The following is a 23,280-nucleotide window of genomic DNA, read 5'->3' on the forward strand; positions in this document are numbered from 1 at the left end:
GTACGACACCCATCCTCCCCATGCCATGGAGAAACAACATGAAAGTAACGCTTTTCATCGCATTGCTGGCCAGCGCCGGCCTCGCCCAGGCCGCCGAGAAGGTGGAGCTCAAGCTGGCAGGCCCCGACGGCCCAGGCAAGTCGATAGGCACCATCAGTATCGAACAGAACAAGTACGGCGCGCTGTTGACCCCTGATCTCAAGGACCTGCCGCCTGGCGTGCACGGCTTCCACTTGCATCAGAAGGCGTCGTGCGCGCCTACCGAGGAAAACAGCAAACCTGTGCCTGCAGGTGGCGCGGGCGGCCACTGGGACCCGGATTCGACCCAGGCGCACAAGGGCCCGTTCGATGACAGCGGCCACCGTGGCGACCTGCCGGCGTTGTACGTCGGTGCCGACGGCAAGGCCACCTACCCCGTGCTTGCGCCCCGCCTCAAGGCCGAGGACTTCAAAGGCCATGCGCTGATGGTGCATGCCGGTGGCGACAACCATAGCGACCACCCCGAAAAACTGGGTGGTGGCGGTGCACGCGTGGCGTGTGGGGTTGTGCAGTAATAGGTGTTCGCCACAACATTTTCAGCGCCTGTGAGATCGAGCGCCGCGCGGGCGGCGCTCGATATCCGCCCCCCTAAAGAAACCAAGACAGGCACCGCTAGCCCCAATCACCTCACAGACGATCCTCAAAACTCAGCAATACACCCCAGATCAGTCAACCGCCCCCGCGCGCCCCTCGGTGACAGGTGAATCCCGGCGATCATGCAGCGCACCGAGCCGCCGGCCATTTCAATGGTCGGTACATCCAGCGGCACCAGCCGCGCCGAACGCTCGATGCGTTGACGCTGCTCACCGGTAAGGCTGTCGAACGCTTTGCGCGAGAGCGCCAGAATCCGACCATCGCTGCCCGACAGCTCGATGGCGTTACCTGCAAACTGGCTGATCTGCTGGTTGCTCAGGTTGATGACATCCCGGCCCGACTCGATCAGCCGCATGCGCACCTCCTGTGCGCGGGCGGGGTTGGTGAACGTGCCAAAGCCGACCAGGGCAAACTCGGTGGCTACGCACATCAGCACGTTGGTGTGATAGATCGGCGTGCCGTGCTCGTCTGCCGTGTCGAACACCATGGGCTCGAAGTTGAAGTGGGTGCTGAAACGCTCGAGGGCGATCGGGTCGGCGCGGTTGGAGCGTGCGGTATAGGCAACCCTGGACAGATGGTCGAACACCATCGCCCCGGTACCCTCCAGAAACAGCTCGTCCTGCTCCAGGCCGGAATAGTCGATCACATCCTGCACGCGGTACTCATGCTTGAGCATTTCGATGACGTCCGCGCGGCGCTCGCGCCGACGGTTGCGCGAGTACATCGAGTAGATCGCGACATGGCCGCCCGGGTGGGTAGAGAACCAGTTGTTGGGGAACACCGAGTCCGGCGTGTTCTGCTCGCCGAAGTCATCGAACAGGTGCACCCGCACACCCTCTGCTTCGAGCCTGCCTGCTGCCTGGGTAACCTCGTCGCGCGCCACATTGGCCAAGGCCTGGGCGGTGATGTCGGGGTGGGTGCTTTGGAACGAATTGTCTGCTGCTGTTTCCGGGTTGGGGGTGAAGGCGTGCGGCCTGACCATGACCACGGCCGCAGGTGCTTGAATGGAACGCGTTGGAAATGCCATCTGGGATACCGAGAGTAGGAGAGTTATGCAACGCGTCGGATACGGCTTTTTGCAGCGCGGCCGCGGGTGTGGCTGAACAGGTCTTTAGGGTCTTCGTCCACCCACGGTACCAGGTCTATCTTCGAACCCATGCCGCGCTTCTCGGCTTGCTGTAGTACGTATCGTAGTACGGTGTAATCTTCCAGCGCGAAGCCCACCGAGTCGAACACTGTCACCTGGCTTTCACTTTGCCGGCCTTCGGTTTCACCGCGCAGTACACGCCACAAGTCAACCACCGGGAAGTCAGCGGGCAACTGCTGGATGTCACCTTCGATGCGGGTTTGCGGTTCGTACTCGACGAACACGCGCGCATTGCGCAGTACGTCGGCATGCAGTTCGGTCTTGCCTGGGCAGTCGCCGCCTACCGCATTCAAGTGCATGCCAGGTTCGAGCATGTCGGGGGTGATGATGGTTGCGTAGGCCTTGTCGGCGGTCACGGTGGTGATGATGTCGGCACCTTTGACCGCTTCTGCCACCGAGCCGGCTTTGCGAATGCTCAGGCCCGTGTATTCCTTGAGGTTGGCAATCAGTTTGGCGGTGGCCAGCGGGTCGGTGTCGTAGGCGACGATTTCTTCGATCCCCAGGTGCTTGTGGAAGGCCAGCGCCTGGAATTCGCTTTGCGCGCCATTGCCGATCAGCGCCATTTTCTTCGAGTTTGGCCGGGCCAGTGCCTGTGCGGCCATCAGCGAGGTTGCGGCGGTGCGCAGGGCAGTGGCGATGGTCAGTTCCGACAGTAGCACCGGGTACCCCGTGGCCACATCGGCCAGCACGCCAAATGCCATGACCGTATGCAGGTCTTTGGCAGTGTTGGCCGGGTGCCCGTTGACGTATTTGAAGGCATATCGATGTGTGTCCGCGACTGGCATCAATTCGATAACGCCGACGTCCGAATGGCTGGCAACGCGTGCGGACTTATCAAAGTCCTGCCAGCGTTTAAAGTCTTCGCGCAGGGCGGCGGCCAGTTCACCCATGAACGGCGCTACGCCAATGTCATGCACCAAGTCGGACATGGTTGGAACATCAATGAAATACGTCATGCTCTTGCACCTTATTGTGTGCGTTCTCACCCGTTGCCGCAGGGTGAACGCTTACGATTGTTGAGGGGTTGCCAGCACGACAATTTTGATGAAAGGTTGCGTCAAATTGAAGAGCGCAGGTTGCCAGTTTCGTCAACTTTCTAGACAATCTGTTACCCCAGAATAACAATCTGATTACTTGGCAGGCACCATGGACACTGTAGATCGGGAACTGATCGCGCTATTGCGTGATAATGCGCGCACGCCCATCCTGACCCTGGCGAAGAAGCTCAAGGTCGCCCGGGCAACGGTGCAAAACCGCATCACCAAGCTTGAAGAACAAGGGGTGATCATCGGTTACACGATACGCCTGAGGTCTGATGCCCTGGACCAGGGCGTGCGGGCGATTACCAGCATCGGCATCAGTGGCCATCACGCGGCGGAGGTCAAGCACGCGCTACGCGGGCATCCCAATGTCGTGGCCATCCACACCACCAATGGCCGCTGGGACCTGATGGCCGAGCTGCGGGCCGATACCCTCGAAGCCTTCGACCGGGCGCTGAACACCATCCGCTCGATACCGCACATCGAAAACACCGAGACCAGCATTTTGCTCTCCACCTACAAGATGTGATCAGGTCGATAACCCAATTGGGTAGCGGCGTAGAGCAAACTGTCACCCGGGCTTTTCACTGTGCAACATATCCCATTTCGTGTGCGCACTCTGTAGCGTTCCGATTGACCTTATCGGCTGGCAAAATGAAACGGCTTCAGCGCCATGTATTTCACGTTCAACACTGTCTTGCCAGGCATCTCCCCGAATAATGGGCGTGCACTTGTGGTGGGCTTTCAATCACTCTCAGGCCTGATGAAAAGTTCATCTGGGCGTGCTTATCCATCTGCATTAATACCCCTACCTCCTGACGCTTGTTATCAAGGCGTTTGCACTTTCGTGCCAACTAACGGCCGCAGTGGCGAGGGCGGGGGATTTACAGAAAAAGAATAAGAGGTCAACTATGCATCCAACGTGCAACTCGCAAGACGCGACTCCGGAGGCTGGCCGCACACTGAAGCGACGGCTGGAAAACAGGCATATTCAGCTCATTTCGATCAGTGGCGCGATCGGTACCGGGCTGTTCATGGGGTCGGGCAAGATTATCGCGCTATCAGGCACCTCGATCATTCTGGTGTACGCCATCATCGGCTTTTTCGTGTTCTGCATCATGCGTGCGATGGGGGAGATGCTGCTCGCCAACCTGCACATGGAGTCGTTCGCAGACCTGGTGCATAACTACCTGGGGCCGCGTGCCGGTTACATCCTCAGTTGGTCATACTGGCTCAGCTGGGTGGTGGCGGCGGTGGGCGATGTGGTGGTGGTGGCAGGTTTCGTCCAGTACTGGTACCCCGGCGTGCCCACCTGGCTACCGGCTTTTACCACGATGTTCCTGCTGCTGGGCCTGAACATGCTTGCCGTGAAGGCCTTCGGCGAAGTCGAGTTCTGGTTCGGGCTGATCAAGATCGTCGCGATCGTGTTGCTGGTGGTGACGGGGCTGGTGATGGTCGCCACGTCGTACACCTCCCCAGGCGGCGTCACAGCCTCCTTCAGCCACCTGGTGGCGCCCGGTGTGGTCATGCCCCACGGCATTCTCGGTTTCCTTGCCGGGTTCCAGATCGCGATCTTCTCGTTTGTCGGCACCGAACTGATCGGTACGGCGGCAGCCGAGGCCAAGGACCCCGAAAGGACCCTGCCCAAGGCGATCAACACCATTCCGGTGCGTATCCTGCTGTTCTACATCTGTTCGCTGGTGTGCATCATCAGTGTGGTCTCGTGGGCCAACGTGCCTGCCAATCGCAGCCCATTCGTCGAGCTGTTCCTGCTCGGCGGCCTGCCGGCTGCTGCCGGGATCATCAACTTTGTCGTGTTGACCTCTGCGGCCTCGTCCGCCAACAGCGGTGTGTACTCGGGGTCGCGGATGCTCTATGGCCTGGCGCATCAACAGCAGGCACCCACGGCATTCGGGCGCCTGTCCGGGTCGGGTACGCCGGTCAGGGCGTTGATGTTCTCGGGGGTGTGCATGGCGATTGCGCTGACGCTGCTGTTCGTGATCCCCGAGGTCATGACCGTATTTACCCTGGTGTCGACCATTTCTGCGGTGATGATCATCGTCACCTGGTCGTTGATTCTGATGTCCTACTTCGCCTACCGCCGTCAGAACCCCAAGGCACATGAGCAGTCTAGGTTCAAGCTGCCGGGTGGCAAGACGACGGCGGCCATGGCGCAGCTGTTTCTGATCTTCGTGTTGTGCCTGCTGGCCCTGGAGCCTGATACGCGTACGGCGCTGTATGTCATGCCGCTGTGGTACATCGGTTTGCTGCTGGCCTACCGGCGCCGGGTCAAGGTGTGTGCCCGGCAGATGGCTGCCACGGTGTCCTGAAACCCCTGGTATCGGCGAGCGGGCCTCAGCGTTGGCGCTCGGCCACCGCCCGCAGGGTGCGCAGGGTGACCACCGGCGCATCCACCACGAAGCGGTTGGCCAGCCAGCCGGGCACATCCCCGGCAGGGTCTGCCTTGAGCTGGTAGGTAACCTCGGTTTGCCGTTCACCCAGCGGTTTCATCACCCATTCGCCCGTGAGGCGCTGCACGCGTATCAGCCCGGCCACCTCGGGGACCTTGCCGGGGTCGGCGCGCAGGTGGCGCAACAGGGTGCCATCGTCGCGCAGTTCGGTGGTGACCTTGAGCACGATATCCCGCGGCATCGTCGGCCACGGCAGGTCGGTGGTCAGGTACACCCAGGTACTGTCGCCGTCGACCTCCAGTAGGCGCATTTCGGCACAGGCGTACAGCCATTTGCACGCCACCCGCAGGTTTTCCTGCAGGTCGGTGAGCGTGCGCACGCTGGCCTTCATGGTGCTGACACCGCGAAATTGCTGGTAAGGGGAGCCGGCAGCGGCACTGAGGTAGACGCGGATGCCTTCTCTGTCGTAGGCCAGGTTCCAGTCATCGGCTGCCTGAGCAGCGCCGGACAGCGCCAGCAACAGGGCGGCAAGCAGGCGATAGCGGTTCATGATGAGCACCGCGCAGGGCAGGGGTGATCAGTATGAGCGGCAAACAGAAAGCCCGCCAGGCGGCGGGCTTCGGACCATCAGCCTGGGCTCAACGCTGTGGGTTGAGAGTCAGGTGCACGTGGCGGTTGACGTCCTTGTACAGCAGGTAGCTGAAGTTGCCTGGGCCACCGGCGTAGCAGGCTTGCGGGCAGAAGGCGCGCAGCCACATGAAGTCGCCGGCTTCGACTTCGACCCAGTCCTGGTTCAGGCGGTACACCGCCTTGCCTTCCAGCACATACAGGCCGTGCTCCATGACGTGGGTCTCAGCGAACGGAATGACGCCGCCTGGCTGGAAGGTCACGATGTTGACGTGCATGTCGTGGCGCATATCGGCCATGTCGACGAAGCGGGTGGTGATCCAGCGGCCTTCGGTACCCGGCATTTCAATGACAGTGGCATTGTCGCGGTGGGTGACGAAGGACTCTGGCAGGTCCAGGCCTTCAACCTTCTGGTAGTGCTTGCGCAGCCAGTGGAAGGTGACGTTGGCCTTGCTGTGGTTGCGCAGGCTCCACTCGGCGCCTGGGGCGATGAAGGCGTAGCCGCCCTGGGTCAGGGTGTGGTGCTTGCCTTCCAGGGTGATGTCGAGCTCACCCTCGACCACGAACACCACGGCTTCGGCGTTGGGGTCCAGTTCCGGGCGCTCGCTGCCGCCTTCCGGGGCAACTTCGACGATGTACTGCGAGAAGGTCTCGGCAAAGCCGGTCAGCGGGCGGGCGATGACCCACATGCGCATCTTGTCCCAGAACGGCAGGTGGCTGGTGACGATGTCACGCATCACGCCCTTGGGGATGACGGCATAGGCTTCGGTGAACATGGCACGGTCAGTCAGCAGCTCGGTTTGAGCCGGGTGCCCACCGTGGGGGGCGAAGTAGGAATGATTCGACATGGACGATCTCGACTTGTTGTTCTCTCCCCGTGCCGTGAACCGCACCGGCCGGTGCGGCGCAGGGGATGTGCCGACAGAATAGGGTCGAGCGCGTGCCATCTACAAATTAAATGTTGGAATACCCGGTATTTGCCGGCTGAATGCTAACCTGGCGCCCTGCATGTTGCTCTGGCAGGCGGTTGCCCTGGCCGAACAGCTTGTGGCGCAAGGTGCCGTCCTGGTAGTGCAGGGGGTAGCGGCCGCGACGTTGCAGCTCGGGTATCAGCAGCTCGACCACATTGGCCAGGTCATCAGGTTGCACGGCGTAGGTGAGGTTGAACCCGTCGATGCCGGTCTCGTCCAGCCAGCTTTCCAACTGATCGGCAATATCACTGGCTGCGCCCACCAGCACCGGGCCGCGGCCCCCCAGGCCAACGAACTCGGCGGCCTCGCGCACGGTCCAGCGGCGGTTGGGGTCGGCTGCGGTGAAGGCGGCCAGGGCCGCGCGGCCGGCATCGTTCTCGACATATTCGATGGGGGCATCCGGGTCGAGGCCGGCGAAGTCGATGCCGGTCCAGCCCGACAGCAGGGCCAGGGCGGCGTCCAGGTCAACGTAGCCACGGTACTCGGCGAAGCGCGCTTCGGCTTCTTCACGGGTGGGGGCGACGATCAGCAGGGCCTGGGCGTAGATCAGTACCTCGTCGCGGCCACGCCCGGCAGCCTCGCTGGCCTGGCGGATGCCGTCGGCATAGCGGCGCAGCACCGTGGCCGTAGGCCCGCTGATGAACACGCACTCGGCATGTTGCGCGGCGAACTGCTGGCCGCGTGCCGAGGCCCCCGCCTGGAACAGCACCGGCGTGCGCTGCGGCGAGGGCTGGCACAAGTGCATGCCAGGCACCTGGAAGTGCTCGCCGGCATGGCTGATCGGGTGTACCCGGGCAGGATCGATGTAGCGGCCGCTGTCACGCTCAAGCACCACCGCATCGTCGTCCCAGCTTTTTTCCCACAGTTTGTACAGCACCTGCAGGTACTCCTCGGCCAGGTCGTAACGCTGGTCGTGGCCAAGCTGGCGAGCCAGGCCCAGGTTGCGCGCGGCGCTGTCCAGGTAGCCGGTAACAATGTTCCAGCCGACTCGGCCATTGCTCAGGTGGTCAAGCGTGGACATGCGCCGGGCAAAGGGGTAGGGGTGCTCGTAGGTCAGTGAGAAGGTCACGCCAAAGCCCAGGTGCTCGGTGACCCCGGCCATGGCCGGAACCAGCAGCAGCGGGTCGTTGACCGGCACCTGTACGCCGCCGCGCAAGGCCGCTTCGGGGCCACCCTGATAGACGTCGTAGATGCCCAGCACATCGGCGATGAACAGCGCATCGAACAGGCCGCGCTCCAGCAGGCGGGCCAGGTCGGTCCAGTAGTCCAGGCGGTTGAAAGCCACGCTGGTGTTACGCGGGTGGCGCCACAGGCCAGGGGACTGGTGGCTGGCAGCGTTCATGCTGAAGGCGTTGAAGCGGATCGGGCGGGGCATGGCGGTCAGTCTCCCGTCACGGCAGCACGGAAGCCGGGTAGACCGCATCGGCTACCTGCAACTTGCGCGGAATCAGGCCCAGGCCTTGGAAGGTGTCGGCCAGCTTCTGCTGTTCGGCGACGATCTGCGGGGTAATGGCGACGGCGTTGTAGTTACGGCGTTCGCTGGCCACTTGCAGCACGTCGGCCTTGATCCCCAACTGCGGCGCCAGCAGCGCGGCGACTTGCGCAGGCTCGGCGTTGGCCCATTGGCTGACCTTGCCCAGTTCGGCGAAGAAGGCCTTGAGCAGCGGGCGGTGCTGGTCGGCGAACGCAGCAGTGGAAAGGTAGAAGGTGCGGTTGTTGGTCAGGCCGCTGCCGTCGCGCAGGTTCTTGAGCCCTGGCTGGCTTTCTGCTGCCGCGAGGAACGGGTCCCACAGGGTCACGGCCTGGACGCTGCCCGATTGCAGGGCCGCCACTGCGTCGGCGGCATTATTGACGTAGGCGGGGGTGATGTCCTGGTAGCTCAGGCCGGCTTGTTCCAGCGCGACGGCTAGCAGGTACTGGGCGTTCCAGCCGCGGCCGGTGGCTACCCGCTTGCCTTTGAGGTCCTGCACGCTGGTGAGGTGGTCTTGCTCGCGTACCACCAGGCCGATACCGCGTGGGTAGGGTTGTTCGGCGGCCAGGTAGACCACCGGTTTACCGGCGGCCTGGGCAAATACTGACGGGGCGTCAGCGGCGTGGCCGAGGTCGATGGCGCCGGTGCTCAGGGCTTCGAGCAATTGCGGGCCTGCGGCGAACTCGTGCCAGCTGACGGTCACGCCTTGCGGGGCGAGGGCTTTCTCCAGGGCGCCGCTGCCTTTGAGAATATTGATGCTGTTGAACTTCTGGTAACCAATACGCAGGGTCTTGGCGTCTTCGGCCAGGGCATTGGACCAGGGCAACAGGGCGCTGGCGACACTGGCCAGCAGGCCGCCGATTAGCAGGCGACGCAGGGGCGAGAAGGTACGGACGGGCATGAGGCGTATTCCTTGAATGGGGTGGCAATCGATGCGCCCAGACTAAGGAGGTGGCGTTTGGCTTTCAATTTTTTTATTCCATTTAGTTAGAATGTTTAGTTATTTTTATATCCTTTTTGTAATTCATGATTCAGCACCCGTTACACGGCAAATAGCAGTGTGCGATGACCTTTTTTTCACATCTTCTTGCTAGGATCCCCGCACTCTCGAGGAGCCCTTTTTCATGCCGCACATCCTGCGCAAACGCAGCACCCGCATCGCCCTGACCGCCACCGCCAGCCTGCTCGCTGCCACGCTGGGCTTCTTCGCCTGGCAGAGTTTTTACCCCGTCCAGGCTGCCAGCGGTTGGGATGTCGAGGTGTTGCACCGCGATGTGACCAAGGCCGCGTCGTTGTTGCCGCAGGCCGACGGCAGCCTGCTGGTCAGCCGCGAGCTGGACGACGGCCGTGGCAGCATCCTCAAGATTACTGCCCAAGGTGACCGTGTGGTGGTGATTGACAACCTGTCCAAGCCCGACGGCATGGTCGCGGCCGAGGGCGGCTGGGTCTTCAGCCAGGAGGGTGGCCTTGCGCCGGTCAGCCTGTCTCGCGACGGCCAGGTCACCCACCTGTTCGAAGGCGAGAGCGTGCAAGGGTTGTGGAACGATGGCGATCACCTCTATGCGATCGAAGACCGCAAGGGCAATGGGCGGTTGATGCGCTATGACTGGCGCAGCGGCCAGCTGGATGTGCTGCGCACAGGGCTCAGCGAAACCGAAGGCCTGACCCGCTGCAACGATGGCCGCCTGCTGTATACCGAGAAAGCCAACGGCAAGGTTCGCGCATTGTCCGAGGACGGCCAGGACCCGGTGGTGGTCGATGGCCTGCGCAACCCGACCTTCCTGTTTTGCGACCAGCGCGGCTTGTGGATCAGCGAAGACAACACGCACCGCGCCCGCCTGCTGCGCATCGACGCCGATGGCACGCGCCAGACGGTGCTGTCGTTCCTCAAGGCGCCCCAGGCAATCGTTGCCGATGGCAAAGGTGGTTACCTGCTTGCCGAAGGCGGGCGTAACCGCGTACTGCACCTGTCCCCTCCGGTAGAGCGCAATACCGCGCAGCGCGACTGAGGGCTCAGTTTGGCAGGCGCGGTTTGCGCCCTGGCAGCAGGCCCAGCACCAGCAGGCAGCCGACCAGCACCACCGCGCCGCCCGCCAGTTGCAGCAGGCTCAAGGCTTCGTCGAGGAACATCGCGCCCACCAGTACCGCGACCAACGTCACCACGAACTCGACACTGAGGGCACGGGTGGCGCCGATGCGCGCCACCAGGCCGAAATACAGCACGTACGTGGTGGCGCTCATGACCGCGCCGCTGATCATCAAGTACAGCCAGTCGCTGGCTTGCGGCACGCTGGGCACCGGCACCACCCACAGCAGGGGCAGGGTCAGCAGGCCGCCGGCCAGGAAGGCGCCGCCGGTGACGGTCCACGGGTCCTGGCCGCGCAGGTGCAGGCTGGCGTAATTACTGCCGAACGCGGCGCTCAAGGCACCGAACAGCGAAGCGATGCAGCCGTGGATGAACACGTCGCTGACCGGCTGGGCCGGAAACCCCACCAGCATGGCGATACCGACGAAGCCCAGAAGCAGGCCCGCCAGGCCCTGCAAGGTGATTTTCTCCAGCCCCCAGACACGGCCGATGATCATCGAGAACAGTGGGATGGTGGCCACGAAGATCGCCGCCATGGCCGTACCGATCCGCGGGGTGGCATAGGACATGCCGATCAACTGCCCGGCCACGGTGGTAGCGCCGATCACCAGCAGCGGTTTCAACAGCGGGCGCAGGCGCAGGGTGCGGCCGAGCAAGGCTGCCAGAATCGCCAGGGTGCTGCCGGCAATCAGCGCCCGCAGGCTGACCGCGCCGACCCAGCCGAAGGCGTGCACCACCTTGAGCAGGACCAGAAAGGAAAACCCCCAGGCAATGGCCAGAAACAGGTAGGCGGCAAAGTCACGCGGTTGCATGGGGCAGGGTCCGTCCAGGGCAGAGGGACGCAGGCTAGCGGGTTGCGGGGCGCGACTTCAAGCGCCGTCGGCGGTTTGCCTGTAATGCCGTTTCGTGGCTACCCGACCAACAGCGTGCTTCCCTGCATGGCCGCGCTCACGGATAATCACCGTATTCCAATAAACAGCCTGTGAGTGGGTATGAGTGATTCCGTAGTCAGCCTCGGCCAGCCTGAGATCGAAGGGGTGCGCAAGTCGCGCAAGAACAACCCCGAGAAAACGCGCGAGGATATCCTTCAGGCCGCCATCAACGAGTTCGTTCAGCAGGGCCTGGCCGGCGCGCGCGTCGATGCCATCGCCGAGCGCACCGCCACCTCCAAACGCATGATCTACTACTACTTCGGCAGCAAGGAGCAGTTGTACGTCGAGTGCCTGGTCAAACTCTACGGTGATATCCGCAAGACCGAGCAAAGCCTGGACCTGGAGTCGCTGCCGGCCGAGCAGGCGATCCGCCGTCTGGTGGAGTTCACCTTCGATCACCACGACCGCAATGTCGATTTCGTGCGCATCATCTGCACCGAGAACATTCACTACGGCGAGTACGTCAAACAGTCGCCGGTCATTCGCGAAATGAGCAGCCTGGTGCTCGAAGCCCTTGGCAGTACCCTGCGCCGGGGCGAGCAGGAAGGCGTGTTCCGTGCCGGTATAGAGGTCATCGACCTGCATATGCTGATGAGCTCGTTCAGTTTCTACCGGGTGTCGAACCGCCACACCTTCGGCGAGATCTTCCAGATAGACCTCGCCGACGAAGCCATCAAGCAGCGCCACAAGACCATGATCGGTGACGCGGTCATTCGCTACATCCGCGCCTGAGCGGTGTCATTCGCCCAGCCGTTGCTCGCGTGACGGCGGGTAGCCGAAGTATGCGGCGTAGCACTTGCTGAAGTGCGACACCGAAACGAACCCGCAGGCCACTGCCACGTCCATCACCGACAGGTCGGAGTACTGCAGCAGGCGGCGGCTCTTGGTGATGCGCAATTCCATGTAGTAGCGCCGCGGCGAGGTGCCCAGTTGGGCCTGGAACAAGCGGTCGATCTGGCGCCGCGAGCGCCCGCTGTAGGCGGCCAGCTGATCGAGGCTGAGGGTTTCTTCGAGGTTGTTCTCCATCAGCTCGACGATGGTGCGCATGTGCAGGCTCATGGACTTTTTCGCCCCCGGGCCGACCTGGCGATAGCGCGCGCCCGAGAACGACAGGATTTCTTCGACGCCTTCGGCCAGGCCGTCGCCGTAGAGCCTGCGAACCAGGCCGAGCATCAGCTCCATGGCGCCATTGGGGCTGGCGGCGCTGAGGCGGTCACGGTCGAGGGTGAAACTGGCCGGGGTGATGCGGGTTTGCGGGCTGCGCTCCGAGAGGCTGGCGCGTTGCTCGGGGTGGATGCTGCAGCCATAGTCATCCAGCACGCCCGCGCGGCCGAGGAACCAGGCGCCGTTCCACAGGCCGCCCAGGGCCATGCCATGGGCCGCGCAGTCGTGCAACAGTCGATCGAGTTCAGGGTATTTGAGCGGCGTACGCAGGCCGCCGCAGATGATCAGCAGGTCCAGCTCGCGCAGTGCTTCGGCCGACAGGTCGCTGGCCACCAACTCCAGCCCCAGGTCGCTCAACACCCGGTCACCGTCCAGCGACAGCGGGGTGAACTGGAAGCTGTCGGTGCGCAGCAGATTGGCGGTGACCAGCACATCCATGGCCACGGTGAAGCTGGCCATGGAGAAGTGTTCCAGCAATACGAAGTCGACCCGATAGGGCGCTTGGGCATTTGCGGTGGTGGACTTGAGCCGCAGCATGTTGCTGGTGCTGGTCTTTTTGCTGAACTGACGTGGGGTGGGCACTCTGGACTCCGCTTCCTGGCTGGCCTGGGGAGTGTGCTCGGTGGCAGGGGGAAAGACAATCTCCGGGGTGGGGGTGTCGTATTTGAGGTCGTGTTCAGGCAATTGGGCGGGGGGAGTGCATGGCTTGAATTTTCCAGCGCCTATGAGATCGAGCGCCGCGCGGGCGGCGCTCGATCTCATAGGCGCCGAAACCCTGACGGCGTACCTTCTAACCAAATTGAACCCTCAGCGCCTGCCGCAGCCCAACGCATTACACGCCAATGGGAGAGCGCTCATGGAAATCGGAACGATCTGGATCATCCTCGCAGCCGTCGTGATTCTTCTGGAAATCTGGGCCATCTGGCACATCATCGGCAGTGACCGGCGCGCCGAGCGCAAGATGCTTTGGGTCGTATTCGTGGTCTATGCGCCGTTGCCAGGCTTGCTGTTCTGGGCTTGGCGCGGGCCGCGCGCAGTGAAGGGCAGGGCGGTATTGCAGGAAAAGTAATAGCCAGAGCATCAGGCGCGGGGGCGCCTGATGCGGCCACCGTCAACGCCTCAGGGCAGGATGCTGAAACGGATGGCCTGGCCCAGGCCATCCACCATCAAGCAGCCGTGAAACCTGACGCGCGACAGCACACGCAAGCTCTTGAGCTCTTCGTGGATGCGGTCGCGTATCTGCTTCTCGGCCTCGTCGATCCGGTCCGCCGTCGTCGCATGGTAGAGGTGAACCACACCCAACAGCGTGGTTTCAATGTGCTCAACGGTATCCCAACCGATCTTGCGCAAATGCAGGCGTGCGCTCGCGGCTTCGTCCTCATCGCCTTCATGCCGTGGGTTGATGGTGTAGGCGAGTTGAAAATGATGCTTGGTCATTGTCGCTTTCCTTGTTGCAGGCTGGCCTCCGTGCCGGGGCTTGCAATCTAGCGGCTGACAGACCTCGCTGAAAACACACACGTGGTTCAATGCTCCGACTTCGCTATCAGAGAAGTCTTACGGCGTTCTTGACCCCAAGCTAACGCGAGGTCTGATACTCGGGCCTTTCTTCCCCCGTGCGAGTTGCTGTATATCGCCGGCCAAGATACCGCTACCGCGCTTGGCGCTGGACGGGATGTTCATGGAAATCGAGGCTGTGGCGGCAACGGACTGATCAGCGCCTCAGGCTAGAAGAAACTGCGCTGCGCCTTGAACGTGACCACACTCTCGCAATACGCATTGATACCGGCATAGGCATCGCAACCGGTACCGCTGAGGTTGGAGTTGCTGTAGATCAAATTGAGGTCGATGCCCAGCCAAGGCCGCGACAGCTCCAGCGACCAGTCGGAAAACGCGCTGACCTGGCTGCCATCGCCAATCGTGAACGGCGTGCCCAAGCGATGATGGGCCAGCTTGACGGTAAAGTCGGCGTCGAGCAGGGGCAGTTGACCGAGGTCGGCGAACAGGGTGCTGGTGCGGTTGTCGGGGTTGTCACGCAACGCGCCACCAAAACGGCTGCCGTATACCGAGATGCCCCCGTAGACGGCGTAGCTGTCAGGGCCTGAGAGGTTGGGTTGGCTGTAGTGGATCAACCCCACTTCATAGCCCAGGGTGCTGTCGAAGTGGTGCTGGTAGCCCATGTAGCTGTCCAGGCGCAGGGTGGAGTCGGGCGACAGGCCCATGCTCGGGGCGTATTGCCCCAAGTACCAGCCGTTGAGGTGGCTGAGGTCGAGGCCGCCATGAAACGCCCCCACGGCGCTCGGCGAAATAAGCCCCTGGGCCATGCTACGCGTCGGTGTAGTGCCAAGTTTGAAGTCGAAATCGCCCAATTGGCGCTGTATCTGCTGGGCCTGCAGCGCGGCGCTGAACAGCAGCGTCGCGCTCAGCAACAGAAGGGGCCTGGTCATGGTCACCGTCCTGGAAGGCTTGCTGTAGAGCGCCCAAGGATACCCGTGTCGGCCAAGGGTGCAAACCGTTCGGCGCGCCACCCAGTCGGCAGGGCTAGCGCTGATCGTGCGTTTACGCCCGAGCGTCGCACATTCTCTTCTAGAATTGCCTGAACACTCTCCACTCCAAGGCCCAGGCCATGCGCAGACTGTGGCGAAAATACCTCGACCTGCTGGATGCGGACCTGAGCACCAAGGTTTTTGACAATTTCAAGAACCTGTTGGTCTGCGGCCTGCTGTTTGCCGCCGGTACGGATGCCCTGCACAACAGCGACCCCGTGTTCCTCGGGCTGTGGGTACCGAGCGTGACCGGCTGGGGGTTGATCATCGTGTCGGCATTGCTGCTGCTGTTGAATGTCAGCGATACGCTGCACCGCTTGGCCAAGCTGCCGTATCACACGGCGCTGCAGGTTGTGCTGTGTTTGCTGTACCTGGTTCTGGCGTCGCGGGTGGTGGAAATCATCTGGAATTTTCGCGCGCACTGAACGTGGCCAGGCCTAGCCTTGGCTGGAGGGGGAGCGTTCGGCAACCTCTGTCACCACTTGATCGCTGCCAGCGCGCTGGATCACCAACCGCCGTTGTTCGTATTCGTCCAGGGAAAGGCCCTGGCGTTGCAACGCTTCGAGTTGCAACTGCCGGGTTTCCTCCGCGGTGTAGGCGCGCAGTTCAGGGTGGCTGGCGCAGCCGCTCAACACGGTCATGGCGGTGGCAATCAGGGCAGTGAGCAACAGGCGGGCCGAGGTGTTCATCGAGCAGCTCCAGAGTTTGGGGGGGCGCAGAGATCGAAGTGATGGAGCAAGGTTATTGGGCATCCTCGATCAGTAGAAATTGCCTTGCTCGATAGTGACTATCGACAGCACCTTCTGGCGGGCAATACGGCTGAGCTTTGCTACCGTTAACCCACGCGGTTCGACCACATAGGGATAAGTCATGCGCATGCCATTGTTCGGGGTCTTGTCGGCGGTGCTGTGCCTGCAAGGCGTACCGGGGCTGGTCAAGGCCGAGGATGCTGCGGCGCCGCAAACCGCCGCAGTCGCCGCCAAGGAGGCGGTGTTCACCCAGGAGCAACTGGACCAGATGCTGGCGCCCCTTGCTCTTTACCCGGATGCGCTGCTGGCGCAGGTACTGATGGCGGCGACCTACCCCGGGCAAGTGGCCGAGGCGGTGTCTTGGTCCAAGGCCAACCCTAAGGCCACTGGCGACGCTGCGGTCAAGCAAGTGGCCAACCAGGCCTGGGACCCGAGTGTGCAGGCGCTGGTCGCCTTCCCGCAGGTGCTGGCAACCCTCGGCCAGGACCCGGTCTGGGTCCAGCGTCTGGGCGATGCCTTCCTCGCGCAACCCGACGATGTCATGAATGGCGTGCAGCGCCTGCGTCACCAGGCCCAGGCTGCCGGTAACCTGCAGAGCAACCAGTACCAGCAGGTGACTGTGCAGGCGGCACCGGCGCCCAAGGCCAGTGCTCCGGCCAGCAGCGCGCCGACCACCATCATCATCGAGCCTGCCGAACCGCAGGTGGTGTACGTGCCCAGCTACAACCCGACCACCGCCTACGGCACCTGGGCCTACCCGGCCTCACCGCCGGTGTATTACCCGCCGCCGCCGATGTATTACGCAGGCTCCGCACTGGTGGCGGGGCTGGCGTTCGGTACCGGCGTAGCGATTGTCAGTTCGCTGTGGGGCAATTGCGACTGGGGCCACAACGACATCGATATCGACGTCAATCGCTACAACAACATCAACGTCAACAACCGCATCAGCAACAACCAGAACAAGTGGCAGCACAATGCGGTAAATCGCGAAGGCGTGCCATACCGCGATGCACGCAGCCGTCAGCAATATGGCCGGCAACTGGACGGCGCCGCGCAGCGCACCGCCTTCCGGGGTGACGACGCCCAGCGTGCCCAGGCACGGGACAAGGCGCGCGCCTCGATGGACAGGGCAGGCATCGAACGGCCTGCCACCAGCAACCGCGAGGCGCGCGACCGGGTGCGCGAGGCGCAGGCGAACACCCCACGGCCTGCCGAGCGGCGAGCGCAGGCGGGCAGTAACCGTGACAACCTGCAGGCCAGGCAGCAGGTGGCGCAAGCGCGGCCGGCCAACAGCGCTGGCCGTGCCCGCAATAACGCCTTCGATGGCGTGCGCTCGCCATCGAGCACCCGTGCGCAGGCCGACCGAGGTCGCATCAGCCAGTCGTTTGCCCAGCGGCCGCACACTGCGCGAGCCGCCGGGCATCAGATTTCCAGGCCCAGTGCGCCCATGCGCCGTGGTGGAGGTGGCCGTCGATGAACCGTCGATCAGGGTGGGTTGCCTGCGCCCGTTGCTGGTTGTTGGTCGCAGGGATGGCGAGCTCGTGCCTGGTGACGGCGCAGGAGGCCTTCCCGACGCCCGAAAAGGCCGCCGAAGCCTTCGTTGCAGCGCTGGGCAAAGAGCACGCCGACGAGACACGCCTGGCACAGTTGCTGGGGGATGACTGGCGAACCTATATCCCCAGCGGCGGCGTACAGCGCAGCGACGTGGATGCGTTCTTGCAGCAGTACCGCGAAGCGCACCGCGTTGAAAGGCCCCATGAGCACCAGGCCATCCTGGCGGTGGGGCACGAACGGTGGACGCTGCCCATTCCCATCATCCAAGGCAGCCGCGGTTGGCGTTTCGACCTCAAGGCCGGCAGCGCCGAAATCCGCGCCAGGCGCATCGGCCGCAACGAGCTGGCGGCGTTGCAGTCGGTGCTGGCTTACCACGACGCGCAGCTCGATTACGCCGCGCAGGACCGCAATGGCAACGGTGCGCTCGAGTATGCACAGAAGATCCTCAGTACGCCCGGCAAGCACGACGGCCTGTACTGGGAAGATGCCGGCGATGGCCAGGTCAGCCCATTGGGGCCACTGTTCGGCCGGGATGTGGTCGGTGATGACTGGTATGGCTACCGTTTCCGCATCCTCGCTGCACAAGGCCCGTCAGCGCCCGGGGGCGCCTACAGCTACCTGATCGGCAACCAGATGAGCCGTGGTTTCGCCCTGGTTGCCTGGCCTGCCAAATATGACGACAGCGGGGTGATGAGTTTCATGATCAGCCACGACGGGCAGGTCTTCGAAAAGGACCTGGGGCCAGAAGGAGAGAAGCTCGCCAAGGCCATGAAGCGCTTCGACCCCGACGACAGCTGGAAGCTGGTCGATACCCCTGTTGGCGGCTGAAGCCGGCGCATCCTTGCGCTGCCGCATTCAGTGCGTGCGCACCGCGCGCACCTCGCGTGCGGTACAGCCATAGCGTTGGCGAAAGGCGCGGGTGAACTGGGCCTGGTCGGTGAAGCCCCAGCGAAACGCCAGCTCGCCGATCGCCAGGTGGCAGTGCGGGTCGCGCAGTTGCTGGTGCACCGCCTCCAGGCGCTGTTGGCGCACCCATTCGCCGAGGGTGTAGGGCGTGATCGAAAACAGTTTATGCAGGTAGCGCAGTGACAGGCCGCAGGCATTGGCGATGGCTTGCGGTGAAAGCTCGGGGTCGCCGAGGTTTTGCAGTACATAGCGCTCCACCCGGGTCAGGTGCAGCGTGCTGAGGTTGGAACCTTCGCTGCCCAGCACGCGCTCATCCTGTTGCAGGGCCAGCAGCAGAGTCGCACTTGCTTGCTCCAGCAGCAGGTGGCGTGCCGCTGCGGGGCTGGCGTCGAAGTGGCGCGCGCAGAGGTCCAGCTGCTCGACGAAGATGCGCCCCAAACCTTGGCTGGCGTCGAAGCAGTGACGGGTGTAGCGCCTGTGCCCGAGCAGGTTCGCCTTCAGCGCACGCTCCGGCAGCTTCAGTACCCACAGGTCATTGTCCGCGCGGTAGTGGAAGCGGTAAGGGGCGTCGCCGCGCTCGACGATAAAACCGCCAGGGCGGCAGCTCAGTTGGTGGCCATCCTGCTCAAAATGCACCTCGCTGCGGCTAGGGACGGTAACCAGGTAGAACGCGTCAGAGTCCTGGCCGATGTGCGCCTTGTTGCGTGAATAGCCGAGCTGGCTGGAGCGCAGGCGTGACAGGCTGAGCGGGGTGGTGGGCGTGCTCCAGCGCTGCAAGTGGCCGTCGAATGGCTGTTCGGCGGCAAATTCCAGGCTCAACGGGAAGTACGTATCACTGATCGCTTCGGCCCAGCGTGCCTGGCGTTCGGGCTGCGCCCAGCCGTGGGTCGAGAGTTCTGTGGGCATGGTGGGTCCTTTTTCAAAGAGGGCAGCATTGAAAAAAGGAACTGCAGGCAAGCTACTCAAGCAGCTCTTGTTATTGTGCAAAAAAGCCCGGCTGCGCAAAGCGGCCGGGCAGGTATCACGCCCATGATCGGCGCGTGCCGACCTTCAGATCAAGCGCCGCGTGTCACCCGGTAGGTGGCAGACGGCTCCAGGCAGGCTTGCCAGCCTGGCGGCACGACGATGTTGGTGGTGTCCTCCTCGATCACACAGGGTCCCTGCACGGTCTGCCCAGGCAGCAGGCGGTTACCGTTGAACACCGGCGTGCGTTGCCACTCACTGTCGGCACTGAACAGCATCGGGCGCTCGCTGTCCGGGGCTGCCGCCGGTGGCTGGGCCGGCCCTTGCAGCGTTGGCTGTGGCGGGCGGGGCAGGTGACCGATGACCGAGCACTCCAAGTTGACCAGCTCTACCGGGCTCTCTGGTTCGCTGTACGAATAGAGCGTCTGGTGGCGCACGTGGAAAGCCTCGATCAGTGCTGCCAGGCCGTTGCTGTCCAGGGCGTGGCGTTCCAGCTGCACGCTGCATTCGTGGATCTGCCCTCGGTAGCGCATTTCCAGGGTGTAGTGGCAACTGCTGGCCTGGTCGCCGAAGCCGTCTTCGCGCAGGTTCGCCAGGCCTTGCTGGCGCAGCTCGGCGAGGGCATGGTTGAGCTGCGCCAGGTCAGCGTGCTGCGCGTCCAGGCGCATCGACAGGCTGGTCAGCTGGTCATAACGCACATCCGAGAGGATCTGGCCGAAGGCGCACAGCCCTGAGGCCACCTTGGGGATCAGCACGGTGTGCATGCCGATTTCTTCGGCCAGGCGCACCACGTGCGTGCCCGCCGCGCCGCCCGCACCGATCAGAGCGAAGTCGCGAGGGTCGTGGCCGCGTTCGATGGACACCCGGCGGATACCGTTGACCATGTTCAGGTTGACCAGGGTGGTAATGCCAAACGCGGCGCGTTCCACGCTGATGCCCAGCGGCTCGGCGACCTTGATGCGGATGGCGTCCAGCGCCGCCTGGCGGTTCAAGCGAATGCTGCCACCGAGCAATGCGCCATCGGGCAGGTAACCCAGGGCCAGGTTGGCATCGGTGACGGTGGGTTCAGTGCCGCCTTTGCCATAGCACACCGGGCCGGGCGTGGCGCCAGCGCTGCGTGGGCCGACCTGGAGCATGCCGAATTCGTCGAGGTGGGCGATGGAGCCACCGCCGGCGCCCAGGGTTTCCACCTGAATCATCGGCACGCCGATACGCTGACGCAGAAAGTCCACGTCCTTGTTGAAGTTGGTGCGCCCGGCGTTGGTCAGGGTAATGTCGAACGAGGTGCCCCCCATGTCCACCGTGATGACGTTGTCGATGCCGAACGGGCGCGCTACCGCGAGCCCGGCCTGGGGCGCCGAGGCAGGCCCCGAGTTGATCGCGTTGACCGCACGCTCACGCATCAGGTGGCCGGGTGCCAGGCCGCCGTTGGACTGGAAGTAGCGTACCGGTTGCTGCGCGCCCAGTTCCTCGAACAGGCTGTCGATGCGTGCCACGTAACGCGCCATCACCGGGCTCAGGTAGGCGTTGACCACGGTGGTGGAGGTACGGGTGTATTCGCGGATTTGCGGGAACACTTCAACGCCTGTGCAGACGAACACCCCGGGCAGCGCCGCCCGTACCAGCTCGGCGGCGCGCTGCTCATGGCTGGGGTTGCGCACCGACCAGAGGAAGGAGATGGCCACCGCCTGCACGCCTTCGGCACGCAAGTAATCGATGGCCTCGTGTACCGCGCGTTCGTCCAGCGGGGTGTGTTCGCGGCCATCACCGAGGATCCGGCCGCCGATGGGGCGGCGCAGGTGTCGCGGGGCAAGCATGTGCGCCGGCGGGTAGTGGGCGTCATAGCGGTGGCCCTCTTCTTTGTGGCCGAGGCGGATCTCCAGGCTGTCTTCGTGGCCTTCGGTGCACAGCAGGCCGACCTTGACCCCGGTGCGCTCGATCAGGGCGTTGAGGGCGACCGTGGTGCCGTTGATGCACAGGTCGCAGTTTGCGATGATCTCGGCCGGCGTGCGGCCGGTGGCGTCGGCGATCTGCGCCAGGCCGGCGCGAATGGCCAGGGTGCCATCCTGCGGCGTGGATGGGGCTTTGAACAGCTGCACGCCACCGTCGCGGTCAGCCAGGATGAAGTCGGTGAAGGTGCCGCCGGCGTCGATGCCCAGGCGATATTGATTGCGCATGATGGGTCTCCGGTCAGTGCAGGTCGCGGGCATGGCGGGTGGCGGTTTCGTCGAGCTGGCCGTCGGCATCGACGATTACTGCGTAGTCCAGGGCTGCGCCCTGGGGCGACACCAGGCCGTTGCGCAGGTCTTGCAGCACGGCAGCTACCGGGCGGCGCAACGGGTCGCCGTAGCCACCACCGCCAGGGTTGATGTTGATGATCCGCTCGCCGGGCTGCAGGGTGAGCATGGGGTTCTGGGTGTAGTGGTCTTGTGTGCCATCAGCGTGCTGGTGGATCAACCGGCCGAGCTTGGGTGCGAGCAGGCCATTGCGTGCTCCGGCTGCGCCGGCCGTGGGCAGTTGGCGGCCTTCGCCGAAGCCGACCACGGTCATCGCGTGTTGCAGCGGTTCGATCTCCAGGCGGGTGCCGGAACCGCCGCGAAACTCACCGGCACCGCCACTGTCGGCCATCAGGCTGTAGCGGTGGATAAGCACCGGGTAGGCGTGCTCGAGCAACTCGATGTCGCCGCTCATCAGCGCGCCAAAGCAGCACAACGGCCCGCATGCGTGCCAGCCATCCATGACCTTGTTGGCGCCGGCACCGGCAATGATCGAGGCCAGTACCATGGTGACGTACTCGCTGTTGTCGTTGCGCGGGTCGTGGCCGGCGATGTTGATGCCGCTGGTATGGCCCCACGAGGCGGTGACCCGCTGCGGCGAGGCTTGCTCCAGCGCCGTGCGTACGGCATCGGCCAGGGTTTCCATCGGGGTGGTGGTACAGTTGACGTGCGGTGCCGGCTCCTGGGCGTTGCACAGGGTGCCCTTGGCGCCGACATCGACCGTGACGCAGCGATACAGGCCTTCGTTGTAGGGCGGTGCGACCTGGGCGAACATCATCAGCCCAAGGTACACGCCGGAAACCGAGTTGCCCTCGTAGGAGTTGATGAAGTAGGGCACCTGCGGTGGGCTTTCGATACGCACGTGGGCTTGGTCGCCACGGATCTCGACATGGGCGGTGATGGCCAGCTCGCCCAGGCCGTGGCCGGAGTCTTCGAGCACGGCGGTGCCGCTGTACTGGCCGTCCGGCACGTCGCGCAGCAGGGCGCGCATGTGGCGGTCGGCCATGTTCTTCAGCTCGGCAATGCACGCGCGGACTTGCTCGACGCCGTACTTGTCGAGCAAGTCGAGCAAGTGCCGTTCACCGACTTTGCAGGCCCCGTACTGGGCATTGAGGTCGCCTTCCTGGTAAGGGCGGGCGCGCATGTTGGTGAGCATGAAGTTGATCACGTCTTCCCGGCGCTTGCCCTTTTCCCACAGCTTGACGGGCGGGATACGCAGGCCCTCGGCGTAGATCTCTTTGGCGTCCGGGTTGTAGCCAGCGGGTACCGGCCCACCGATGTCGGTCAGGTGGCCCTTGCACACGGTCCAGAACACCAGCTCGCCCTGGTAGTACACCGGCTTGTACATGCAGCAGTCGAGGATGTGGCTGCCCTTGTACGCCGGGTCGTTGTGGTAGATCACGTCACCTTCGGCGATGTCGTCACCGAAGCATTCGGCCACGCACTTCATCGCGGGGATCAGCGAACCCAGATGGATGGGGATGTCCTGGCCTTGCAGGATCATTTCGGGGAGGTGGTCGAACAGCGAGTTCGAGTAGTCGTGGGCCAGGTTGAACACACTGGAGCGGCCAGTCTTTTCCAGGGTCAAGGTCATTTCCCGCTGCGCTGTCTCCAGCGCACCCCGGACAACCGCAAGGGTGATCGGATCTACTGTTTTCATGGGTCACCAACGTTTCTTGTTGTGCTTTGGGTGTGTGCCGCAGAGCTCGGCGCGTGGTGACAGGCTACGGGGGGAGGGGGGCGGCTGACTTGTCGGTGGGTGTACTGCTTGTTGCGCGTGGGTGCACGGGGTCGGGCAATTATTCCG

At 63.5% G+C, this 23,280-nt stretch carries 23 protein-coding genes; 9 read left to right on the forward strand and 14 right to left on the reverse strand.

What is annotated here, in order from left to right:
• The first annotated feature begins 38 nt into the window (after positions 1–38).
• Positions 39–554 (forward strand): superoxide dismutase [Cu-Zn] SodC, encoded by a 516-nt coding sequence (sodC, locus tag LOY26_RS11495; protein WP_258714767.1) that lies wholly within the window; start codon positions 39–41, stop codon positions 552–554.
• Positions 555–679: 125 nt separating this feature from the next.
• Here sodC and ctlX read toward each other — a convergent pair whose 3' ends face one another.
• Positions 680–1,660, reverse strand: coding sequence for a citrulline utilization hydrolase CtlX (ctlX, locus tag LOY26_RS11500; protein WP_186660376.1), 981 nt, complete (start codon positions 1,658–1,660; stop codon positions 680–682).
• Positions 1,661–1,683: 23 nt separating this feature from the next.
• Positions 1,684–2,736, reverse strand: a complete 1,053-nt coding sequence (locus tag LOY26_RS11505) for an ornithine cyclodeaminase (protein ID WP_186660373.1) — start codon at positions 2,734–2,736, stop codon at positions 1,684–1,686.
• Positions 2,737–2,926: 190 nt separating this feature from the next.
• Between LOY26_RS11505 and LOY26_RS11510 the strand changes: the two genes are divergently transcribed.
• On the forward strand, positions 2,927–3,349 hold the full coding sequence (locus LOY26_RS11510; protein WP_033697484.1) for an Lrp/AsnC family transcriptional regulator: 423 nt from the start codon (positions 2,927–2,929) through the stop codon (positions 3,347–3,349).
• 382 nt (positions 3,350–3,731) lie between these two features.
• On the forward strand, positions 3,732–5,150 hold the full coding sequence (locus LOY26_RS11515) for an amino acid permease (protein WP_186663593.1): 1,419 nt from the start codon (positions 3,732–3,734) through the stop codon (positions 5,148–5,150).
• Positions 5,151–5,175: 25 nt separating this feature from the next.
• Here LOY26_RS11515 and LOY26_RS11520 read toward each other — a convergent pair whose 3' ends face one another.
• The 4 genes from LOY26_RS11520 to LOY26_RS11535 all read right to left on the reverse strand — a co-directional run bounded on the left by LOY26_RS11520 (position 5,176) and on the right by LOY26_RS11535 (position 9,201).
• Positions 5,176–5,781 (reverse strand): START domain-containing protein, encoded by a 606-nt coding sequence (locus LOY26_RS11520; RefSeq protein ID WP_033697488.1) that lies wholly within the window; start codon positions 5,779–5,781, stop codon positions 5,176–5,178.
• Between the two features lie 88 nt (positions 5,782–5,869).
• Complete coding sequence (locus LOY26_RS11525) at positions 5,870–6,706, reverse strand: bifunctional allantoicase/(S)-ureidoglycine aminohydrolase (protein WP_047583757.1); 837 nt, start codon at positions 6,704–6,706, stop codon at positions 5,870–5,872.
• A 106-nt stretch (positions 6,707–6,812) separates the two neighbouring features.
• On the reverse strand, positions 6,813–8,204 hold the full coding sequence (locus tag LOY26_RS11530) for an LLM class flavin-dependent oxidoreductase (RefSeq protein ID WP_033697492.1): 1,392 nt from the start codon (positions 8,202–8,204) through the stop codon (positions 6,813–6,815).
• 16 nt (positions 8,205–8,220) lie between these two features.
• Positions 8,221–9,201, reverse strand: coding sequence for an aliphatic sulfonate ABC transporter substrate-binding protein (locus tag LOY26_RS11535; RefSeq protein WP_258714768.1), 981 nt, complete (start codon positions 9,199–9,201; stop codon positions 8,221–8,223).
• Positions 9,202–9,424: 223 nt separating this feature from the next.
• Here LOY26_RS11535 and LOY26_RS11540 point away from each other — a divergent pair, with 223 nt between their 5' ends.
• Positions 9,425–10,309, forward strand: coding sequence for a hypothetical protein (locus tag LOY26_RS11540; RefSeq protein ID WP_186660363.1), 885 nt, complete (start codon positions 9,425–9,427; stop codon positions 10,307–10,309).
• A gap of 4 nt (positions 10,310–10,313) precedes the next feature.
• Here LOY26_RS11540 and LOY26_RS11545 read toward each other — a convergent pair whose 3' ends face one another.
• Entirely contained in the window at positions 10,314–11,198 is an 885-nt protein-coding gene (locus LOY26_RS11545) for a DMT family transporter (protein WP_186660361.1), read from the reverse strand.
• A 180-nt stretch (positions 11,199–11,378) separates the two neighbouring features.
• On the opposite strand from LOY26_RS11545, the gene LOY26_RS11550 reads away from it, so the two are divergent.
• Complete coding sequence (locus LOY26_RS11550; protein ID WP_258714769.1) at positions 11,379–12,050, forward strand: TetR/AcrR family transcriptional regulator; 672 nt, start codon at positions 11,379–11,381, stop codon at positions 12,048–12,050.
• Between the two features lie 6 nt (positions 12,051–12,056).
• Here the strand turns inward: LOY26_RS11550 and LOY26_RS11555 are convergent, their stop codons facing one another.
• On the reverse strand, positions 12,057–13,064 hold the full coding sequence (locus LOY26_RS11555; protein WP_047583754.1) for a GlxA family transcriptional regulator: 1,008 nt from the start codon (positions 13,062–13,064) through the stop codon (positions 12,057–12,059).
• Positions 13,065–13,338: 274 nt separating this feature from the next.
• On the opposite strand from LOY26_RS11555, the gene LOY26_RS11560 reads away from it, so the two are divergent.
• A complete protein-coding gene (locus tag LOY26_RS11560) occupies positions 13,339–13,551 on the forward strand; it encodes a PLDc N-terminal domain-containing protein (protein ID WP_033697499.1) in 213 nt (70 codons plus the stop codon).
• A 50-nt stretch (positions 13,552–13,601) separates the two neighbouring features.
• On the opposite strand, the gene LOY26_RS11565 is transcribed toward LOY26_RS11560, so the two are convergent.
• Both LOY26_RS11565 and LOY26_RS11570 read right to left on the reverse strand, forming a co-directional pair.
• Positions 13,602–13,919, reverse strand: coding sequence for a hypothetical protein (locus LOY26_RS11565; protein ID WP_033697500.1), 318 nt, complete (start codon positions 13,917–13,919; stop codon positions 13,602–13,604).
• A 287-nt stretch (positions 13,920–14,206) separates the two neighbouring features.
• Positions 14,207–14,926, reverse strand: a complete 720-nt coding sequence (locus LOY26_RS11570; protein WP_258714770.1) for a TorF family putative porin — start codon at positions 14,924–14,926, stop codon at positions 14,207–14,209.
• A 179-nt stretch (positions 14,927–15,105) separates the two neighbouring features.
• On the opposite strand from LOY26_RS11570, the gene LOY26_RS11575 reads away from it, so the two are divergent.
• Positions 15,106–15,450 (forward strand): hypothetical protein, encoded by a 345-nt coding sequence (locus LOY26_RS11575; RefSeq protein ID WP_258714771.1) that lies wholly within the window; start codon positions 15,106–15,108, stop codon positions 15,448–15,450.
• Positions 15,451–15,462: 12 nt separating this feature from the next.
• Here the strand turns inward: LOY26_RS11575 and LOY26_RS11580 are convergent, their stop codons facing one another.
• A complete protein-coding gene (locus tag LOY26_RS11580) occupies positions 15,463–15,714 on the reverse strand; it encodes a hypothetical protein (RefSeq protein WP_186660356.1) in 252 nt (83 codons plus the stop codon).
• A gap of 181 nt (positions 15,715–15,895) precedes the next feature.
• Here LOY26_RS11580 and LOY26_RS11585 point away from each other — a divergent pair, with 181 nt between their 5' ends.
• Positions 15,896–17,251, forward strand: coding sequence for a DUF3300 domain-containing protein (locus LOY26_RS11585; RefSeq protein ID WP_186663596.1), 1,356 nt, complete (start codon positions 15,896–15,898; stop codon positions 17,249–17,251).
• On the forward strand, positions 17,248–18,156 hold the full coding sequence (locus LOY26_RS11590) for a DUF2950 domain-containing protein (RefSeq protein ID WP_258714772.1): 909 nt from the start codon (positions 17,248–17,250) through the stop codon (positions 18,154–18,156). Before LOY26_RS11585 ends, LOY26_RS11590 begins: the two co-directional genes overlap by 4 nt.
• 27 nt (positions 18,157–18,183) lie before the next feature.
• On the opposite strand, the gene LOY26_RS11595 is transcribed toward LOY26_RS11590, so the two are convergent.
• The 3 genes from LOY26_RS11595 to LOY26_RS11605 form a co-directional block, all read right to left on the reverse strand.
• Entirely contained in the window at positions 18,184–19,140 is a 957-nt protein-coding gene (locus LOY26_RS11595; RefSeq protein WP_186660350.1) for a helix-turn-helix domain-containing protein, read from the reverse strand.
• A gap of 149 nt (positions 19,141–19,289) precedes the next feature.
• Positions 19,290–21,374, reverse strand: a complete 2,085-nt coding sequence (locus tag LOY26_RS11600) for a hydantoinase/oxoprolinase family protein (protein ID WP_258714773.1) — start codon at positions 21,372–21,374, stop codon at positions 19,290–19,292.
• Positions 21,375–21,387: 13 nt separating this feature from the next.
• Positions 21,388–23,133, reverse strand: coding sequence for a hydantoinase B/oxoprolinase family protein (locus tag LOY26_RS11605; RefSeq protein WP_258714774.1), 1,746 nt, complete (start codon positions 23,131–23,133; stop codon positions 21,388–21,390).
• Between the last annotated feature and the right edge of the window lie 147 nt (positions 23,134–23,280).

Origin of the sequence: Pseudomonas sp. B21-047 (genome assembly GCF_024748775.1) — a bacterium.
Taxonomy (GTDB): domain Bacteria; phylum Pseudomonadota; class Gammaproteobacteria; order Pseudomonadales; family Pseudomonadaceae; genus Aquipseudomonas; species Aquipseudomonas capeferrum.

Coding starts and splice junctions, on each gene's coding strand:
- LOY26_RS11580 (WP_186660356.1), bottom strand. CDS start 15,714: ATGAACACCTCGGCCCGCCTGTTGCTCACTGCCCTGATTGCCACCGCC.
- LOY26_RS11505 (WP_186660373.1), bottom strand. CDS start 2,736: ATGACGTATTTCATTGATGTTCCAACCATGTCCGACTTGGTGCATGAC.
- LOY26_RS11525 (WP_047583757.1), bottom strand. CDS start 6,706: ATGTCGAATCATTCCTACTTCGCCCCCCACGGTGGGCACCCGGCTCAA.
- LOY26_RS11575 (WP_258714771.1), top strand. CDS start 15,106: ATGCGCAGACTGTGGCGAAAATACCTCGACCTGCTGGATGCGGACCTG.
- LOY26_RS11550 (WP_258714769.1), top strand. CDS start 11,379: ATGAGTGATTCCGTAGTCAGCCTCGGCCAGCCTGAGATCGAAGGGGTG.
- LOY26_RS11585 (WP_186663596.1), top strand. CDS start 15,896: ATGCGCATGCCATTGTTCGGGGTCTTGTCGGCGGTGCTGTGCCTGCAA.
- LOY26_RS11605 (WP_258714774.1), bottom strand. CDS start 23,133: ATGAAAACAGTAGATCCGATCACCCTTGCGGTTGTCCGGGGTGCGCTG.
- LOY26_RS11510 (WP_033697484.1), top strand. CDS start 2,927: ATGGACACTGTAGATCGGGAACTGATCGCGCTATTGCGTGATAATGCG.
- ctlX (WP_186660376.1), bottom strand. CDS start 1,660: ATGGCATTTCCAACGCGTTCCATTCAAGCACCTGCGGCCGTGGTCATG.
- LOY26_RS11545 (WP_186660361.1), bottom strand. CDS start 11,198: ATGCAACCGCGTGACTTTGCCGCCTACCTGTTTCTGGCCATTGCCTGG.
- LOY26_RS11560 (WP_033697499.1), top strand. CDS start 13,339: ATGGAAATCGGAACGATCTGGATCATCCTCGCAGCCGTCGTGATTCTT.
- LOY26_RS11530 (WP_033697492.1), bottom strand. CDS start 8,204: ATGCCCCGCCCGATCCGCTTCAACGCCTTCAGCATGAACGCTGCCAGC.
- LOY26_RS11570 (WP_258714770.1), bottom strand. CDS start 14,926: ATGACCAGGCCCCTTCTGTTGCTGAGCGCGACGCTGCTGTTCAGCGCC.
- LOY26_RS11540 (WP_186660363.1), top strand. CDS start 9,425: ATGCCGCACATCCTGCGCAAACGCAGCACCCGCATCGCCCTGACCGCC.
- LOY26_RS11600 (WP_258714773.1), bottom strand. CDS start 21,374: ATGCGCAATCAATATCGCCTGGGCATCGACGCCGGCGGCACCTTCACC.
- sodC (WP_258714767.1), top strand. CDS start 39: ATGAAAGTAACGCTTTTCATCGCATTGCTGGCCAGCGCCGGCCTCGCC.
- LOY26_RS11590 (WP_258714772.1), top strand. CDS start 17,248: ATGAACCGTCGATCAGGGTGGGTTGCCTGCGCCCGTTGCTGGTTGTTG.
- LOY26_RS11515 (WP_186663593.1), top strand. CDS start 3,732: ATGCATCCAACGTGCAACTCGCAAGACGCGACTCCGGAGGCTGGCCGC.
- LOY26_RS11535 (WP_258714768.1), bottom strand. CDS start 9,201: ATGCCCGTCCGTACCTTCTCGCCCCTGCGTCGCCTGCTAATCGGCGGC.
- LOY26_RS11520 (WP_033697488.1), bottom strand. CDS start 5,781: ATGAACCGCTATCGCCTGCTTGCCGCCCTGTTGCTGGCGCTGTCCGGC.
- LOY26_RS11595 (WP_186660350.1), bottom strand. CDS start 19,140: ATGCCCACAGAACTCTCGACCCACGGCTGGGCGCAGCCCGAACGCCAG.
- LOY26_RS11565 (WP_033697500.1), bottom strand. CDS start 13,919: ATGACCAAGCATCATTTTCAACTCGCCTACACCATCAACCCACGGCAT.